This window comes from Shewanella woodyi ATCC 51908 (assembly GCF_000019525.1).
Lineage (GTDB): Bacteria > Pseudomonadota > Gammaproteobacteria > Enterobacterales > Shewanellaceae > Shewanella > Shewanella woodyi.
The window spans coordinates 4,637,907-4,653,678 of sequence record NC_010506.1; the positions used below are offsets into that span (position 1 = coordinate 4,637,907).

The window sequence follows — 15,772 nt, forward strand, 5'->3', positions numbered from 1 at the left end:
GATATCGGCCTTAAAATACAAGCGCCCAAAAAAGCAAACGATTAACAGGAGATGGGTTATGCCAGAAGGCACTAAAAAACTTGGCGTGCTCGCTATCGCAGGTGTAGAACCTTATCAGGAAAAACCTGGTGAGGAGTATATGAACGCAGATCAGCTGGGCCATTTCAGAACGATTCTGGATGCTTGGCGTAATCAGTTGCGTGAAGAGGTCGACCGTACTCTTAATCATATGCAAGATGAAGCAGCAAACTTTCCAGACCCTGTGGACCGTGCCGCTCAAGAGGAGGAGTTCAGTCTAGAACTTCGTGCTCGTGATAGAGAGCGTAAGCTAATTAAGAAGATCGAAAAAACACTTCAGAAAATTGAAGAGGATGATTTCGGCTTCTGTGACTCATGCGGCATCGAAATTGGTATTCGTCGTCTCGAAGCTCGTCCAACAGCCGATCAATGTATCGATTGTAAGACGCTTGCAGAGATCAAAGAAAAGCAGATGGCTGGCTAATCTGACTTTTGTGTGATGCTACAGGTAAGCGGAGCTATCCAGCTCCGCTTTACTGACTCTGACGTTTACACTTCCCCTCTATTTTTACTCTCTTTTTCCATCTTCAATAACGTCTTCATCAGCATCAACCTAACTTGCTCTCACTTTATAGAAAGTACTATCATTCCCGCTAACTTCTGTCACAGGCACAGCCACTTTGAACCAAGACTCAGCCATTACGCCAACGAGAACTCAATCTGACTATATTGGCCGCTTCGCTCCCTCTCCATCAGGACCTTTACACTTTGGTTCTCTCGTTGCGGCACTGGGAAGTTATCTAAGGGCACGTTCATTGGGAGGAAAATGGCTAGTTCGTATCGAAGATATCGACCCACCACGAGAAGTGGCTGGCGCTGCAGACATGATATTGCAAACATTATCCGCCTATGGATTAAATTGGGATGGCGACATCTTGTATCAGAGTCAACGTCTCGATACCTATCAAGCAAAAATAGATAAGCTTCTATCACAAAATCAGGCCTACTACTGCCAGTGCACCCGTAAACAGATCCAAGCGATGGGTGGAAGTTATGACGGCCGCTGCGGACAACTCGAAATCCCCCATACCCATGGCGCTATCAGGATCCGCAATACTGCTGGCGTGAAACGTTTTCAGGATCTGCATATGGGTGATGTATGTTTAGATAGCGATTTTGCAACCGAGGACTTTATCATTAAGCGAAGCGATGGCCTTTACGCATATCAACTCGCTGTCGTGATGGATGATGCTTATCAAGGAGTCACTGAGGTCGTTCGTGGTTGCGATCTGCTTACCCCAACCTGCAGACAGATCAGTTTAAACCAGCAGTTTAGTTATCAAAGTCCACTCTGGCTCCACTTACCTCTGGTTTGTGATGCTCCAGGAATGAAACTCTCTAAGCAAAACCACGCTCAAGCGATCGACACAGACAAACCTCAAGCGAGCTTGAATGCCGCACTCACTTTCCTAGGACAGCAAGCTGTAACACCACAAAATGATATTCGTGCAATGCTTGCAGAAGCGGTAGCTCAATTTGATCTCAGTGAGATCCCAAAACAGGCTGAGATTGTCCTTTAAGTAGTATAAAAAACGGTAGAAAAAAGCACTCACAAGTCCAATATCTGCAACTGAGCAGGTGCATCTATATACTCATTACGTCGTATTTGAGTTATCATAGCCGCCTTATTGCAACCCATAACTAAGTTTTATGTTCGAGGTGTCCCATTTTTCGCCGTATAACCAAATTCTGTAAGCAGTTATTTGATAATAACCAAGCAACTGAAGAGACCACACAAACAGGCCTAAGCCTGTCGGTTGTCCCGAGACAAGATCACTCTATATCTCGTAGTCAGATGAGCGAAAATGCCATAAAGGTACTCTACCGACTGCATAAGTCAGGCTTTAAAGCTTATCTTGTGGGTGGCGGTGTGCGCGACATCTTACTTGGCTTGCAACCTAAAGATTTCGATGTAGTCACCAATGCCACACCTGAAGAGATTAAGCGTCTGTTCCGTAACTGTCGCTTAGTCGGTAGACGCTTTCGATTAGCTCATATTGTCTTTGGCCGTGATGTCATCGAAGTTGCCACTCTACGTGGACACCATGTCGATAACGAAGAGAAGATATCAAAGACCAATGCCGAAGGCAGACTGTTACGTGATAACGTCTACGGCACCATAGATGAAGATGCAGAGCGCCGTGACTTTACCGTTAACGCCCTCTATTACGACATCAGTGATTTCTCTATCCACAGCTATGGCGGTGGTTTAGAGGATCTGCACTCTCGAACTATCAGAATGATTGGCGATCCTAATACTCGCTACCGTGAAGATCCTGTTCGTATGTTAAGGGCTGTTCGCTTTGCAACTAAGCTTGGAATGACAGTGGATGAAGAGACGGCAGCACCTATCTATGAGTTAGCTCCCCTGCTAAAAGATATTCCTGCAGCTCGTATGTATGAAGAGGTACTTAAGCTTTTCTTCAACGGACAGGCGGAAAACAACTTTGCCATGATGCGTGACTTTGGCTTGTTTGCACCACTTTTCCCACTTGTAGAGACTTTACTCACCGAAGACGCTAAAGGACCTGCAACTAAGATGCTGCAGGTGATCATGAAGAACACCGATGCGCGGGTTCAAGCTGAAAAGACAGTCACGCCGGCCTTCTTCTATGCCGCTATCCTTTGGTACCCTCTGGCTCAAAAAGCCGATGATATCGCGCTGGAAAGTGGTTTAAGCCTCTACGATGCTTACTATGCTGCCATGGGTGATATTATGGAGCAGCAGTGCCGTACTATCAGTATTCCACGCCGCTTCAGTACACCAGCAAAAGATATCTGGCAATTGCAACTACGCTTCGATCGTAATCAAGGCACTCGCGCCTTTAAATTTATCGAGCATCCTAAGTTCCGTGCCGCCTATGATCTACTTCTACTTCGCGCTGACGCAGAGGGAGGCTCAGTGGCTAAATCTGCCGCTTGGTGGAAGAGCTTTGTTGAAGCGGGTGAAGAGCAGCGTAGTGTGATCGCTCGCTCAACCAATAAAGGTAGTCGTAACAGAAACTCAAATCAGCGTAAACGGCGTAAGCCTGCAAACAAAACGGCAAAACCTACAGAGTAATGGCCAAGGTTTTTGTGGCGCTAGGCGCCAACCTAACAGATCCTGTCGCTCAGCTAGATAGTGCCTCTATGGCACTATCTGAGTTAGCTGAAGTTAACCCTACAAACGGGTTAACTTCACTAACACTCTCCCCTTATTACCGCTCAGCACCTATGGGTGAAGTAGAACAACCAGACTATGTGAACGCCGTTGCATGTTTCGACACAAGCCTCTCCCCTATTGACCTACTCGATGCACTGCAAAAGATAGAGAATGAACAGGAGCGGGTAAGGTTAGAGCGGTGGGGACCACGCACCTTAGATCTCGATATCTTACTTTATGACGATCAGATCATAGACTCTCCTAGGTTAACAATCCCTCACTATGGCATGAAACAGCGTAGCTTTGTGTTAATCCCCTTAGAAGATATAGCACCGAACACAATACTTCCCTGTGGAACAGAGCTCAAAGGGCTTATAGATGCTAAATTACGCGCACAATTAGAACAAATAGTCAGATAAGATTGAACTCAGCCCTAAGTTAGCATATAAAAGCACACTACTAAGAGTAAAGACGATACCCAAACAGGCTCACCATGCAGGATTCAGTATTGTGACCGTGTTTCGGTATAATTTTTACGTTAATAAACTCGATTTAAGAAAGTCACTATGTCTAAGATAACTAGCTCTACCCTGCTAAAATTTAAGCAGGAAGGTAAAAAGTTCACCGCACTCACCGCCTATGACGCCAGCTTTGCCAGCGCTTTCGACAGTGAAGGAGTCGATGTACTGCTCGTCGGTGACTCTATGGGAATGGTGCTTCAAGGACATGATGATACTCTGCCTGTTTCCGTAGAGGATATCGCCTACCACACCCGCTGTGTTCGCCGCGGTATCAAGCGCTCATTGCTGATCTCTGATATGCCATTTATGAGTTACGCCACTCCAGAGCAAGCCATGAGAAATGCCACAGCTCTTATGCAAGCTGGTGCCAATATGGTTAAGGTAGAGGGAGGACATTGGCTACTCGAAACCGTGACTATGTTAACCGAGCGTGGTATTCCAGTCTGTGCTCACTTGGGGCTCACCCCTCAATCAGTTCACGTATTTGGTGGCTTTAAGGTCCAAGGTCGTGATGCTGATAATGCTCAGCGCATTCTCGATGAAGCCAAAGCATTAGAAGCCGCAGGTGCTCAACTGCTGGTTGTCGAGTGTATTCCAGCCGCTTTAGCTCAAACCATTAGTGAAGCATTGACGATTCCCGTTATCGGCATAGGCGCGGGTGCAGGTACTGATGGTCAGATTTTAGTGATGCACGATGTCCTTGGGATCTCCAGTGGCTATATTCCACGCTTCTCAAAAAACTACCTTAAGCAAACTGGCGAGATCCGTGAAGCTATCCGTGCTTATATCGATGAAGTCGAGAAGGGAGTCTTCCCAGGTAGCGACCATACATTTAGCTAAAACTAAGCCCTCAGCCACCAATTAAAAGGGCCGTTAAATCAGTTTTGCTCACTATGTTACAAAAATAGTGAGCAGCGATTAAGGTATTGCAGTAGTAAAATGATCACCACACAAGAGATCCAACAGATACGTGAACAGATCCGTACTTGGCGTACAAAAGGCGAAACCATCGCCTTTGTCCCTACTATGGGTAATCTACATTTAGGTCATATCACCTTGATTAAAGAGGCTGCAAAACGTGCTGATCACGTTGTTGCTTCAATTTTTGTCAACCCCATGCAGTTTGGTGCCAATGAAGATCTCGATGCCTACCCTAGAACGCTAGAGGCGGACAAGCTCGCCTTAAGTGATGCAGGCGCCGAGTTACTATTCACGCCTACACCTGACATTATCTACCCTAAAGGCATGGAGCAACAAACCTATGTGGAAGTGCCTAAAATAGGCGATCAGCTCTGTGGTGCGAGTCGTCCCGGTCATTTTCGTGGCGTCGCGACGGTAGTATGTAAGCTGTTTAATATTGTTCAGCCCGATATCGCCCTATTTGGTCGTAAAGATTTTCAGCAACTGATGATCATCAAGACCATGGTTGAGGATCTTTCACTCCCCATTGAAATAGTAGGCATCGACACCATACGTGAAACATCTGGACTGGCCATGAGCTCACGTAACGGTTACCTCAGCACAGCGCAAAAGAGCCAAGCGGCAGTGTTAAAACAGACCATGGATCAGATCTCAAGTGCTGTAAAACAGGGAGCTTCACTAGACCTTGCCATCGAAAATGGTAAACAAGCACTAATCGACTCAGGTTTTACGCCTGACTACTTAGAGCTGCGTAACGCAAAAGACCTCTCCTTAGTTACCGATGGACAAGATGAGCTAGTCATACTCGCTGCAGCCTATATGGGTAATACCCGCCTTATCGACAACCTCTGCTTTACCCGATAGCCTTTTCTTTACCCAATAACAGTTAAGGGGCATTAACGCCCCTCTCCTGTTACTCTCAGCTGACCACACAATTTATTGTTACTTTTCAATGATGCTTTTGTTAGCGTAAGGTTTCAAAAAACTGGTTTTATCGCCTAAGTTACGCCATAGTATTTAGAATTAACCTGTTTAATAACCCTTAGGCACTGACAATAATGCCTCCCTTAGGTATCTCTTACATACCTAAATAACGATTTAAAGAGCAATAGATAGGATGTGCGGCCAAATGGCAAAACCGAGTGTGATAGTCACCATCATCAGCCTTTTTATAGTGTATTCAGCACAAGCAAATGTGATCTATAAATGCATTAAAGGCGAGAAAATTGTATTCAGCCAAACTGTCTGTCCAAAAGAGTTCAACCAGCGAAAAATTGAATTTCAATTAGGGATCACTACCGAAACCGATTCTGATAAACGTGAAAAGATAGTCGATCCAATACATCAGCTCCTCACCGAAGACACTATGCCTAAGAAGCAACAACTTAAGCAGCTCAAGGCTGAGATCTATCGGCTAAATCAAGAAAATAGTTATTTTGAAATTTTAAGAGCCAATGCATTACAGAAAATAAAACGCAAAAACTATTGGCAAAAGAAAGATACTAAAGATCCCGAATATGTAGCAGAAACGGCAGAGGTAAACAGCTATTTTAACGATATGGTGGCAGATAATAATAAGATTATCTCTCTGCTCAACACCCGTAAAGATCAGATAATCATGGAGCAAGAAAACAAAGAAGCGCAATAATACCAAGCAGTATTAATTACGCTACTCTTCACTTTAACTATTGTTCACTTCATATTAACCACAATCATTACGTGGTGGTATTTCACAAAACTGATGACCAATACAGATCCCATCATCGGCCACACTACCGCCTGATACCGACTCCAATAATGCATCTTCAATAATAGTGACTCTATTATCTTGAGCTTTGTCAGATTTGGCAGAAGTTTGGCTTACTGTGCTTTCACTATTTATTACTGTTTTCATTTTTCTATCCTTAAATAATATCACTGCCCATTAGCAGTATTTTTTCCCTATAACACCCGGTTGATTGCTACCCATCACACTCTCAATGTGTTAACAATAGGTTAACCGCATACCGTTCGAGTCACCAATCTGATACATTTTGACATTATAAGTAAGGACGATTTGAGGGCTTTGTAAGGTTGATTATCTTAAAAAAATGGGGGTTGTTAGTAAAATAAACTATTAAAAAACAAGATAAAAAAATCAAAAGCAACCCATAAGAAAATGGAGAAAACTCAGTCAAAATTGTCCCTAAATAAAGCCTAAGATTGAACAAAAGTTCAACATGAGCCCTGATGACAGATGAAAAATTAACAAGGATAAGTCGGTATGTTCAAACATCTTCACTATAGCTTGGTCAGCTATTTAGTGTTTACGCTTGGTCTTCTCTTTAACTCGGAGGTCTATGGTGAAACCTGTCTAGCCAGTAATAATGAGATTAAAGATACCAGTCAAAAAATCTTAATTTGCCAACAGCAACTCAATGACATTGCCCATGATTCTGATGACTACTACACCCTCTCACTTTCCCTTGCAAAGCTATACCAACAAACTGGGGATCTCAACTCGGCTAGAAATATGCTCAGCCAAGTACTCAGTGAATATAGTAAAATTAGTGAAATCGAACAGATCAAAGTAAATAGACAGATGGGAGTTATCTATTTTCATCAGCGGGTATATGAGCAGGCCTTTAATGCTTTTGAGCAAGCACTCAGTTTATCGATAAAACTAAAGAACAGCTCATTTATTGCACTTGGCTATAATGATCTGGCCAATATTTACCATATCTATGGCGATCTTGAAACCAGCACCAGCTTGCTCTTAAAAAGCTATGACATCCATACAGCTGAAAATAATGAACTGGGCCAAGCCAGCGTTCTCAATAATTTAGGCTCTGTCTATAAAGATAAAGGCGATTACAATGAAGCTATCGTCTCCTACCGAAATGCTTATACCATCTACACTCGATTAGGCCGTGAGGTGCAAGCCGCCCTTACTCTTTCCAATTTAGGTGAAACCTTTCAGTTAAACGGTGATCCAGACAAAGCCATCGAACTGTTAACTCAATCCGTTGATAGCCTGAAACAGCTCAACTCTTTTAGGTTTTTAGCTGAGATCTATATTTTACTCGCTGAGATATCAGTCAACAGTGTGTCAACTGAGCAAGCACAATATTGGTTAAACCAATCCAGACTCACAACCAATTTGATTCAATCCTCAGAGAAGAACCCCAAGTACTGGTTCGTTCAAGGCCTAATATGGGAGAAGAGAGATCAACTCGATAAAGCCGCCGAAAACTATGAAAAGGCTTTCGAACAGGTCAATCAACACAAGGAATATCCATTTCAGAAGCAACTTTACACGGCGATGGCCGAGCTTAGTGAACAAGTTGAAGATTATGAAGCATCGAGTAAGTACTGGCGTATCTATGCCGATACTCTCAACTCACAACTGACATTGAAGAACACCATACATTCGAAGAATATCCGCAGCACCTTTACCTTTGAAGCTGGTGACTCATCGAACTTAGAAGTCGGTAAAATCTCTACTCTTATCTTAGTGACACTAATTATTTCAATCTCTTGCTATATCTTCATTATCAGACGAAATAGGGGCATTCACAGAGCAAGCAAAGAGAACATTGAGCAATCGGAGATAACATCCACAGTACCAGAGCTGGAGACTCCTGCCACTGAGTCAGTAACAAAGCAAAGATCACCAAGCTCTCCTCCTTCAACATCTAGCTTAAGTGAGAGTGAACAGGCGGAACAGATCAGACTTCAACTAGTAGAGTTAATGCACTTAGCCCTACAGATGTGGGAGGAGTCAACTCAAACAGGTAAGCTAGAACTCGCCCAACAGAGTAAAATTTGGAGTGTCGGTATTGATGATGGCCGTATAAGAGCTAGAGCCATGGAGCGTTATTTTGGCCTCAATACCCTACCACAAAAACCCAGATGGCGCTCAGTAGTGCGCACCTGTAACTACGTATTGCAAAAGTGCGAAGGGAAAAGTCTCTACCGAGAGGAGTTAGAGACTAATTTAAAAACCTTTCAGAATAATATTAAAAGAAAGGCGATCATTGACAGCAAAAACCCGAGCAGTGACGAAGATAGTTGTACAGAGCATTAACAGGTAGCCATGCTACCTGTTAATGCCGTACAGAGTATCGAACTAAAGCTTACCTTGCACTAGAGGCTACTGGCATCGTATGAGTGGGAAGGTTATCGACTCTTCTGGCTTTGCCATAATCCTCTTTGTTCACCTCGATACACTCACCTTTAACAAACTTAATAATGCGATCAGCTGACATGATTGTTTGCGGTCTGTGGGCAATCATCACCCGAGTGATATTCAGCTTACGTATCGAGTTATTCACGTGTTGCTCAGCATGAAGATCCAAACTCGATGTCGCTTCATCTAAAAAGAGGATCTTAGGACGTTTATAGAGCGCTCTAGCCAAGAGTAAGCGCTGAACTTGTCCTCCAGAAAGTGATGACCCCATATCGCCAATCAGTGAGCGGTAACCCATAGGTAGCATCAAAATATCTTTATGGATCCCAGCTAACTGCGCACACTCCTCCGCCCAACTTTTATCAGGGTCTTGACTGAAGAAGCTAATATTCTCCATGATAGTCCCCGATAAGAGCTGGTCATTTTGTAGCACGCTGGCAATCTGATTTCTGAAATTTAGCAAACCTGTCTTTCTGATATCTTGACCATCAACCATCACAGCACCTGAGGTAGGCTTCAGTAGTCCTAGCATCACTTTCATCAGGGTACTCTTGCCACAACCCGATGGCCCGACAATCGCCACGGACTCTCCTGGGCTAACAGTGAGATTAATCTCACTGAGTACATCGGGGTCTTCATCTGAGTAGCTAAAGCAGATCTTATTCATCTTCAAAGAGCCTGTTACTTCAAACTCCTCATCCAACTCACCTAGATCAGCCTCCTCTTTGGTCAAGGTAATATCACCAAGACGCTCCAGATGAAGAGAGCACATCTTAAATTCGATATACTTATCGATAAGGTTACTTATCTTCTGTTCAAACTGAGTCTTGTAGGAAACGAAGGCGAGTAACATACCTACCGTGAGCAGGTTCTCCATCACCATGGATGCACCAAAGTAGATAACCAGAATATTCTCCAAACCGAAGATCAGCATACTTGTCCAGCTAAAGAGCACTCGCAGACGCTCCACCTTTATCGAGGTATTGGCGGTGTCCACGTTATAGTTATCAAATAGATTGAGTCTATCGCTCTCCTTAGTAAACAGCTTAATACTCTGGATCCCTCTGACCGATTCCATAAAGTTACTGTCTTTCTTCGCAGTACAAACAATATTCTCTCGGCTAACGCTTCTGAGCTTCTTATAGGAGATAGAGCGAACAATCAGATATAGCGCAGAGGCCGATAGCACCAACAACATCAGATCGACACTGTAGATATACATCATCACCAAAAGTCCGATAACGATTAGCCCGTCGACTAGACTCTCAATTAATGTGGTCGTTAACAGATTTTTTAGGGAGTCTAAAGATCGAAAACGTGAAACAACATCCCCTATATGACGCTTCTCAAAAAAGTCCATTGGCAACTTAAACAGATGCCGCACTAAATTAGAGTTCATCTGCAGGGAGAGTTGATTACCTAATAGCATGATAACCAAAGAGCGCAACGCAGTAGAGAGGGCTTGCAACAGGAGTACGCCACCAAAACCGAAAGCTAAAATATTCATCAAACTGTAGTCGTTGGAGATAAGCACATCATCCACAGTTAGCTGCATATAGATGGGCGTAACTAAGATAAACGCCTGCAACAACATAGAAAATAGAAAAACAGTTAATAGGGAGCGCTTCCAACCCACAAGATTAGACCAGAAAGATGAGAGAGTGGCTTTAGGTGGCTCCTCCTGAGCCGTAAAGCTTCCCGAAGGGGTAAACTCCATCGCAACACCCGTAAAGCTCGATGAGAGCTCCTCTTTAGTGCAAATTCGCTCTCCCAAAGCAGGGTCATGAAGATGATAACGGTTACCCGACACCTTCTTTAACACAACGAAATGATCCATGTTCCAATGCAAAATACAGGGTGTTTTGAGCTGGTGAACGGAATCGATATCACACTTAAGCGCCCTGTGGGTTAAGCCAACTTTGGATGCAATCTCTGTCATCCCCTTTAGTGTCGAGCCCTTCATCGACACCCTATGAAGCTGGCGCAACTGAAACATGTCGGTATTGTGGCCATAGTAACTGGCAATCATCGCCATACAGGCCAAGCCACACTCTGCCGATTCAGTCTGCTGAATAACCGGTAATTGATTCCCGCCTGAAAAATTTATTCTATCGATAAGAGATGGCATCTATCTGTTCCTCAAGCTATAAATTGGTTCTAAGATCCATTGAACTAAGCTACGATTTTCCAGTTTCACACTGGCTTCAAGCTCCATACCGACGCCTAAAGTTAGCTCCTCACCTTGCGCGCTCACCGATTGTGAATCTAACCCTACGATCACCTTATAAACCGCCCCTGTTAGCTCAACACTGGTCTCTAACTCCTCTGGAAGGGAGATCACTTTAGAGACACTCAGCACTCTGCCGCTATGTAGACCAAAGTGCTGGTAGGGGAAAGCGCTATAGCGCATCGAAACCTCCTGTTCAGGCTTAATAAAACCTATCGAGGTTGCGGGTACATACAACTCAGCTTGTAGCTTAGAGCCCTCAGGGATCAGGCTTACCATAGTGTTTCCTGGACGCACAAATTCACCAACATGAGTCAGTTGGCTGCCTATCACCCCAGTTAATGGCGCATAGATCCGGTAATCGATATTGGATGAGACCTCTGTGATCCTCTGTTTATTTTCAATCAAATTACGTTTGAGGCGATTATGCTTCTCTTTGAATATTCCAGGCTTAAGCTCTAACTCGTTTGATAACTCTGCTAACAGAGATTGTGTTGAATTAAGCTTCATTAACAGATCATTACGCTTAGACTGAAGTGCTAGATGATCCTCAATCACTTTATCTAGCTGAGCCTGATTTGTATGACCTGCTTTTAACAGCTTTTCATTACGAGCCAAACCCGCCCCAGAAAGCTCCACCCTTTGATCGTATATCGCTAACTGCGCATTTATCTGCTCAATCTCTGTGGTTTTCGATAAGATTTTGCTTTTAATAAGCGCCAACTCAAGACCCGACGCCTCCTCAGCAATCTTAAGATCTCGTTCTAAAGAGGACTGAAGCTCCATCTGCTGAATCAAGATCGTTTGGTCTAAATTCTGATCAAATGAGCTGTGCCTATCAGTGGAGATAACATAAAGAAGGTCGCCTTTAGTGACGGAATCCCCCTGCTTTACCATCTGCTCAATAATCTGTCCTTCCCGTCTTGCACTTACCTTGACTAGCCCCTTGTCGACGGTGATCACACCAAATACATCTGCGTACTTGGTATAAGTTCCAACAAAGAGAAAAACCAATAAACCAGAGACAACCAAAAACATTAATATGGCTATCCATTGATATTCTTTAGGCTGTCTTAGAAAAACGGTCCCTAGAGAGTTGCTATCACCTCTCTCTAAAACCTCTTTTCTAAATAGCTGTTTAGATGGACTTGGCTCTTCCATGACAGGCCTCCTTTAATCCTATGTATAAATTAAGCCGCATCAGAGAGCTCGGCGCTGCGGCGAGCCAACTCCAGCTGTAATGACTCACTTCGTTTAAGCTCAGTATTTAATGCCATCTCACATAAGCTCTTAGAGGTATAAAGCTGCGGGTACTGCTTATACCAACGCATAAATACCTGCTCGCCTAACTGGTCGTAGATAAACTCATACTGCCAACGCTTCTTCTCCATCAATGCAGTTTTACGCTCAGCGACAGAGAGCCCTTTAAGTTCGCTCTCAGCCATGGCAATCTCATCAGCGGTCATTGGTGAATGATGGATATAGCCACCAAAATACTCCTTACAGAACTGACCATAGTCACGGGTAAACAGCATAAAGTTATGCCACATCTCATCGAGCACCACGAGTGCACTGTCTATCACAACGGCCTTATTCACTGACTTTTGAGTTTCTGACGCCATCCAAAGCCAACGCTTAACATCTTCAAATATCTCAACCGCTTCTGATTCTTTAACACCATATAGCTTGATAAATCTATCGGTCACATCAGTATTCTGATAAGCGAGTACCGCTTCTAAACTTGAATTATTCATATTGCCTCCAAATGAGTGAAATAGGATGAATTACACCGAAATACACAGATCTAATTCGGGATAACAAAAACCTGGTAAACAGGGTTCAGAGCAAAAAGAGGCGGAGCGACCACCAGCAACATTTATCAGTAGCTGCTCCTCAATTAATTCAAACTTTTCATCGTTTGCTTGCTGGTGATCTATCTTATTTTTGTCCATGATAATCTCCTTAATTGGAACAATGACTAACAGCCTTAAACCTAAACACCTTTCTGAGTGAATTGAGCCAGTTCAGGAATCAATACCACCTCTTTATTCACTAGTTTTTGATGCTCCAAAGCTAAATTTAATAGAGTATTCGGGGTATATTTCTTGGGGTACTCCTTATACCAGAGCAGAAACTCCTCTTTTCCTAACTGGTCATACACAAACTCATATTGCCAACGCTTCTTGGCCAACATCTCCTGAGCAAAGACTTGAGGCTCTTTCCCTTGCATAGAGTCTTTTAACTCTTTTTCCATCGCCTTTGTGGTTGGCATATGGTGAATATAGTGACCAAAAAATCGTTTACAAAAACTTAGATAGTCATTAGAGAAAAGAATAAAGTTGTGCCACATCTCATCGATCACTAAAAGAGGAGTGTCAATAGACAGCTTGACATCAAGCCCCAATTGGCGCCTTTGATAGCAGAGCCAAAGCCATTTCTTAGCACTATTAAAAATCACGCTTGTGGCCGCTTCATCAGTGCCATAGATATTCATAAAGCGTTTTTCAACCGCTGGATTACTGTAGGCAAGTACCTCACTTAGCGTTGTTTTATCCATGGTATATCTCCTTATCAGACTGGATGCCCGGAACAACAAACACTCCGGGCATTAGCCTTGGACTTTATTTAGTCATCGAAACAAATTGATAGACAAAACTCAAAGCAAAGCTCAACGCAAAATGCTTGCTCGCGTCCACCAGATACATTTTCTAACAGTGCTTCTTCAATTAGTTCAACTTTGTTATTTGTGTTCATGGATAAATCCTTTTTAAATTATTGTTTAAATGTGTTATTCGATTAAAAGCTAAGTTTTATTTAGTCGTCAAAACAGATAGACAGACAAAACTCAAAACAAAGCTCGAAACAAAATGCTTCTTCACGGCCACCAGATACGTTCTCTAACAGTGCTTCTTCAATTAGTTCAATCTTGTTATTTGTATTCATGGGTAAATCCTTTTTAATTTATTGATTAATTCAATTTATAACTTGGTATAAACTTAAGTGCTATTTAGTCGTCAAAACAGATAGATAAGCAAAACTCAAGACAAAGCTCGATACAAAAAGCCTCTTCACGACCACCAGATACGTTTTCTAACAGTGCTTCTTCAATTAGTTCAATCTTGTTATTTGTGTTCATGGTTAAATCCTCATTTCAATTTATATATGTTTAGTTTTTTAGTTATGCCGTAAAGTCACTCTCACTTTGTATTTTTAGATTGAACAACTTCGGGGCTGACTTCATTAAGCGACATTAGAACCATGATGGGTAGGAGCGTTAGGGGCTATTAAGAGGAATGAACAGGGATGTAACACTGGGAAGGTTAAACATAGAAAGCATTAATATATAAGAATATTTATATAAATCATTCCCATAACGTCCCACTTAAAATATCTCTTTTTTGCGCTGTTACTAACTCCATAAAAAGACTGTTTATTGATTTAATAAGTGAAAAAAGAAAATAATACGCCCTCAAAGGGAGAGATCTGAGTGATACTAAGCAGTATTAACCAATGCGGTGGCTAAATTTTAATGAAGAAAAGAAAAAATAGTGCCGAAATCAACTGGCCGGCAATCTTAATTCAACCTCAACAGAAGGAGTTAATCTATCTGGAGTCGAAATCGGCTTGGTTGATTGAGTCTCAACACACTATCGACATTGAAGCTCAACTGATAGATAGCCTAGGGAAAAGTTATCAGCTACGCGAAGATGCTGGAAGAGGCCCTGTGTGGAGTGAGGGTTCTCAAAACATCAGGTTAGAGAAGTTAATTGAGATGATAAAGGTACACGCTAGCCTGACAGGGCATTGCTGCAGTGCAAAGCTGGGGGCTAAAGACTTCCCCCAAGCTTTTGAGATAATCCATTATTTAGAAAATGAGCATTAAAACATCGCAAGTGCGAGTTACACTTCTTAAGCAGAAACTCGACACTCGCAACTTTCCTCCTTTAACTCCTCAACCCAATCCCACGGCTGATTAGGTAATAGGCCACGGCCCACAAACTAACGCAAAACCCCACCATCACGGCGATAGAGAGAGGTATGCTCATATCTGCATATCCTAAGAAGCCATAACGGAATACATTGATCATATAAACCACAGGATTGAGTTGTGACACCCCTTGCCAGAAATCAGGTAGCAGAGAGAGCGAATAAAATACGCCCCCCAAGTAGGTTAAAGGGGTCAACACAAAGGTGGGTACGATACTGATATCATCATAACTCTTGGCAAAAATTGCATTGATCAAGCCCCCCAGCGCAAACAAAATGGCAGTTAGCAGCACTGTGATCGCCACCAGCCCCACGTGCTGTATGCTGATATCCACAAAACACAGCGCCACTAAGGTCACTATGGTACCAACACATAATCCGCGAGCCACGCCACCACCTACGTAACCAGCAATAATCACATAATGGGGCACAGGAGCCACGATAAGTTCCTCTAGATTACGCTGGAACTTAGCACTAAAAAATGAGGAGGCCACATTAGAGTAAGATGCTGTGATCACCGACATCATAATAAGACCCGGCGCGATAAACTCCATATAGGATACTCCGCCCATCTCACCAATCCTCTTACCCACTAAGTTACCGAAGATAAGAAAATAAAGAGTCATACTGATTGCTGGCGGCACTAGTGTTTGCACCCAGATCCGAGTAAAACGGTTGATCTCTTTCGTTAAGATACTCTTAAATGCCGTGGCATAGAGGGCTTTCAT

19 protein-coding genes are annotated in these 15,772 nt (G+C 43.1%); 9 read left to right on the forward strand and 10 right to left on the reverse strand.

The features are described from left to right. Positions 1-58 precede the first annotated feature (58 nt). The 7 genes from dksA to SWOO_RS19580 all read left to right on the forward strand — a co-directional run bounded on the left by dksA (position 59) and on the right by SWOO_RS19580 (position 6,310). Positions 59-502, forward strand: a complete 444-nt coding sequence (gene dksA / locus SWOO_RS19550) for an RNA polymerase-binding protein DksA (protein WP_012326388.1) — start codon at positions 59-61, stop codon at positions 500-502. A 196-nt stretch (positions 503-698) separates the two neighbouring features. Continuing rightward, entirely contained in the window at positions 699-1,598 is a 900-nt protein-coding gene (gene gluQRS / locus SWOO_RS19555) for a tRNA glutamyl-Q(34) synthetase GluQRS (RefSeq protein ID WP_012326389.1), read from the forward strand. A gap of 146 nt (positions 1,599-1,744) precedes the next feature. Then, entirely contained in the window at positions 1,745-3,139 is a 1,395-nt protein-coding gene (gene pcnB / locus SWOO_RS19560) for a polynucleotide adenylyltransferase PcnB (RefSeq protein ID WP_195742993.1), read from the forward strand. Further along, the gene (gene folK / locus SWOO_RS19565; RefSeq protein WP_012326391.1) at positions 3,139-3,639 is read left to right on the forward strand and encodes a 2-amino-4-hydroxy-6-hydroxymethyldihydropteridine diphosphokinase; all 501 of its coding nucleotides are present in this window, start codon (positions 3,139-3,141) and stop codon (positions 3,637-3,639) included. The genes pcnB and folK overlap by 1 nt, the downstream gene beginning before the upstream one ends. A gap of 147 nt (positions 3,640-3,786) precedes the next feature. Continuing rightward, on the forward strand, positions 3,787-4,581 hold the full coding sequence (gene panB / locus SWOO_RS19570) for a 3-methyl-2-oxobutanoate hydroxymethyltransferase (RefSeq protein WP_012326392.1): 795 nt from the start codon (positions 3,787-3,789) through the stop codon (positions 4,579-4,581). Between the two features lie 99 nt (positions 4,582-4,680). Further along, positions 4,681-5,526, forward strand: coding sequence for a pantoate--beta-alanine ligase (panC, locus tag SWOO_RS19575; protein WP_012326393.1), 846 nt, complete (start codon positions 4,681-4,683; stop codon positions 5,524-5,526). 265 nt (positions 5,527-5,791) lie between these two features. Beyond that, a complete protein-coding gene (locus SWOO_RS19580; RefSeq protein WP_012326394.1) occupies positions 5,792-6,310 on the forward strand; it encodes a hypothetical protein in 519 nt (172 codons plus the stop codon). Positions 6,311-6,364: 54 nt separating this feature from the next. On the opposite strand, the gene SWOO_RS19585 is transcribed toward SWOO_RS19580, so the two are convergent. Further along, the gene (locus SWOO_RS19585) at positions 6,365-6,556 is read right to left on the reverse strand and encodes a hypothetical protein (protein ID WP_012326395.1); all 192 of its coding nucleotides are present in this window, start codon (positions 6,554-6,556) and stop codon (positions 6,365-6,367) included. Between the two features lie 369 nt (positions 6,557-6,925). Between SWOO_RS19585 and SWOO_RS19590 the strand changes: the two genes are divergently transcribed. Beyond that, positions 6,926-8,728 (forward strand): tetratricopeptide repeat protein, encoded by a 1,803-nt coding sequence (locus tag SWOO_RS19590; RefSeq protein WP_012326396.1) that lies wholly within the window; start codon positions 6,926-6,928, stop codon positions 8,726-8,728. A 49-nt stretch (positions 8,729-8,777) separates the two neighbouring features. On the opposite strand, the gene SWOO_RS19595 is transcribed toward SWOO_RS19590, so the two are convergent. The 8 genes from SWOO_RS19595 to SWOO_RS26400 all read right to left on the reverse strand — a co-directional run bounded on the left by SWOO_RS19595 (position 8,778) and on the right by SWOO_RS26400 (position 14,193). Continuing rightward, positions 8,778-10,958 carry a peptidase domain-containing ABC transporter gene (locus SWOO_RS19595; RefSeq protein ID WP_012326397.1) on the reverse strand — a complete coding sequence of 727 codons (2,181 nt, stop codon included), beginning with the start codon at positions 10,956-10,958 and terminating at the stop codon, positions 8,778-8,780. Continuing rightward, positions 10,959-12,218, reverse strand: coding sequence for an HlyD family secretion protein (locus SWOO_RS19600; protein ID WP_012326398.1), 1,260 nt, complete (start codon positions 12,216-12,218; stop codon positions 10,959-10,961). A 29-nt stretch (positions 12,219-12,247) separates the two neighbouring features. After that, on the reverse strand, positions 12,248-12,811 hold the full coding sequence (locus SWOO_RS19605) for a glycine-rich domain-containing protein (RefSeq protein WP_012326399.1): 564 nt from the start codon (positions 12,809-12,811) through the stop codon (positions 12,248-12,250). Between the two features lie 30 nt (positions 12,812-12,841). After that, positions 12,842-13,009 carry a hypothetical protein gene (locus SWOO_RS26095; protein ID WP_012326400.1) on the reverse strand — a complete coding sequence of 56 codons (168 nt, stop codon included), beginning with the start codon at positions 13,007-13,009 and terminating at the stop codon, positions 12,842-12,844. Between the two features lie 41 nt (positions 13,010-13,050). Continuing rightward, positions 13,051-13,614 (reverse strand): glycine-rich domain-containing protein, encoded by a 564-nt coding sequence (locus SWOO_RS19610; RefSeq protein ID WP_012326401.1) that lies wholly within the window; start codon positions 13,612-13,614, stop codon positions 13,051-13,053. Between the two features lie 68 nt (positions 13,615-13,682). Then, positions 13,683-13,811 (reverse strand): hypothetical protein, encoded by a 129-nt coding sequence (locus tag SWOO_RS26390; RefSeq protein WP_012326402.1) that lies wholly within the window; start codon positions 13,809-13,811, stop codon positions 13,683-13,685. A gap of 60 nt (positions 13,812-13,871) precedes the next feature. Further along, positions 13,872-14,000, reverse strand: a complete 129-nt coding sequence (locus SWOO_RS26395; protein ID WP_012326403.1) for a hypothetical protein — start codon at positions 13,998-14,000, stop codon at positions 13,872-13,874. 64 nt (positions 14,001-14,064) lie between these two features. Next, on the reverse strand, positions 14,065-14,193 hold the full coding sequence (locus SWOO_RS26400) for a hypothetical protein (protein WP_012326404.1): 129 nt from the start codon (positions 14,191-14,193) through the stop codon (positions 14,065-14,067). Between the two features lie 393 nt (positions 14,194-14,586). Between SWOO_RS26400 and SWOO_RS19615 the strand changes: the two genes are divergently transcribed. Continuing rightward, complete coding sequence (locus SWOO_RS19615; protein ID WP_012326405.1) at positions 14,587-14,940, forward strand: DUF4144 family protein; 354 nt, start codon at positions 14,587-14,589, stop codon at positions 14,938-14,940. 61 nt (positions 14,941-15,001) lie between these two features. Here the strand turns inward: SWOO_RS19615 and SWOO_RS19620 are convergent, their stop codons facing one another. Further along, on the reverse strand, positions 15,002-15,772 hold the full coding sequence (locus tag SWOO_RS19620) for an ABC transporter permease (RefSeq protein ID WP_229377436.1): 771 nt from the start codon (positions 15,770-15,772) through the stop codon (positions 15,002-15,004).

What these genes read in the sequence shown, in the direction of transcription:
- dksA (WP_012326388.1), top strand. Translation starts at nt 59, where the DNA reads ATGCCAGAAGGCACTAAAAAACTTGGCGTGCTCGCTATCGCAGGTGTA.
- folK (WP_012326391.1), top strand. Translation starts at nt 3,139, where the DNA reads ATGGCCAAGGTTTTTGTGGCGCTAGGCGCCAACCTAACAGATCCTGTC.
- panB (WP_012326392.1), top strand. Translation starts at nt 3,787, where the DNA reads ATGTCTAAGATAACTAGCTCTACCCTGCTAAAATTTAAGCAGGAAGGT.
- panC (WP_012326393.1), top strand. Translation starts at nt 4,681, where the DNA reads ATGATCACCACACAAGAGATCCAACAGATACGTGAACAGATCCGTACT.
- SWOO_RS19580 (WP_012326394.1), top strand. Translation starts at nt 5,792, where the DNA reads ATGGCAAAACCGAGTGTGATAGTCACCATCATCAGCCTTTTTATAGTG.
- SWOO_RS19585 (WP_012326395.1), bottom strand. Translation starts at nt 6,556, where the DNA reads ATGAAAACAGTAATAAATAGTGAAAGCACAGTAAGCCAAACTTCTGCC.
- SWOO_RS19590 (WP_012326396.1), top strand. Translation starts at nt 6,926, where the DNA reads ATGTTCAAACATCTTCACTATAGCTTGGTCAGCTATTTAGTGTTTACG.
- SWOO_RS19595 (WP_012326397.1), bottom strand. Translation starts at nt 10,958, where the DNA reads ATGCCATCTCTTATCGATAGAATAAATTTTTCAGGCGGGAATCAATTA.
- SWOO_RS19600 (WP_012326398.1), bottom strand. Translation starts at nt 12,218, where the DNA reads ATGGAAGAGCCAAGTCCATCTAAACAGCTATTTAGAAAAGAGGTTTTA.
- SWOO_RS19605 (WP_012326399.1), bottom strand. Translation starts at nt 12,811, where the DNA reads ATGAATAATTCAAGTTTAGAAGCGGTACTCGCTTATCAGAATACTGAT.
- SWOO_RS26095 (WP_012326400.1), bottom strand. Translation starts at nt 13,009, where the DNA reads ATGGACAAAAATAAGATAGATCACCAGCAAGCAAACGATGAAAAGTTT.
- SWOO_RS19610 (WP_012326401.1), bottom strand. Translation starts at nt 13,614, where the DNA reads ATGGATAAAACAACGCTAAGTGAGGTACTTGCCTACAGTAATCCAGCG.
- SWOO_RS26390 (WP_012326402.1), bottom strand. Translation starts at nt 13,811, where the DNA reads ATGAACACAAATAACAAAGTTGAACTAATTGAAGAAGCACTGTTAGAA.
- SWOO_RS26395 (WP_012326403.1), bottom strand. Translation starts at nt 14,000, where the DNA reads ATGAATACAAATAACAAGATTGAACTAATTGAAGAAGCACTGTTAGAG.
- SWOO_RS26400 (WP_012326404.1), bottom strand. Translation starts at nt 14,193, where the DNA reads ATGAACACAAATAACAAGATTGAACTAATTGAAGAAGCACTGTTAGAA.
- SWOO_RS19615 (WP_012326405.1), top strand. Translation starts at nt 14,587, where the DNA reads ATGAAGAAAAGAAAAAATAGTGCCGAAATCAACTGGCCGGCAATCTTA.
- SWOO_RS19620 (WP_229377436.1), bottom strand. Translation starts at nt 15,772, where the DNA reads ATGAAAGCCCTCTATGCCACGGCATTTAAGAGTATCTTAACGAAAGAG.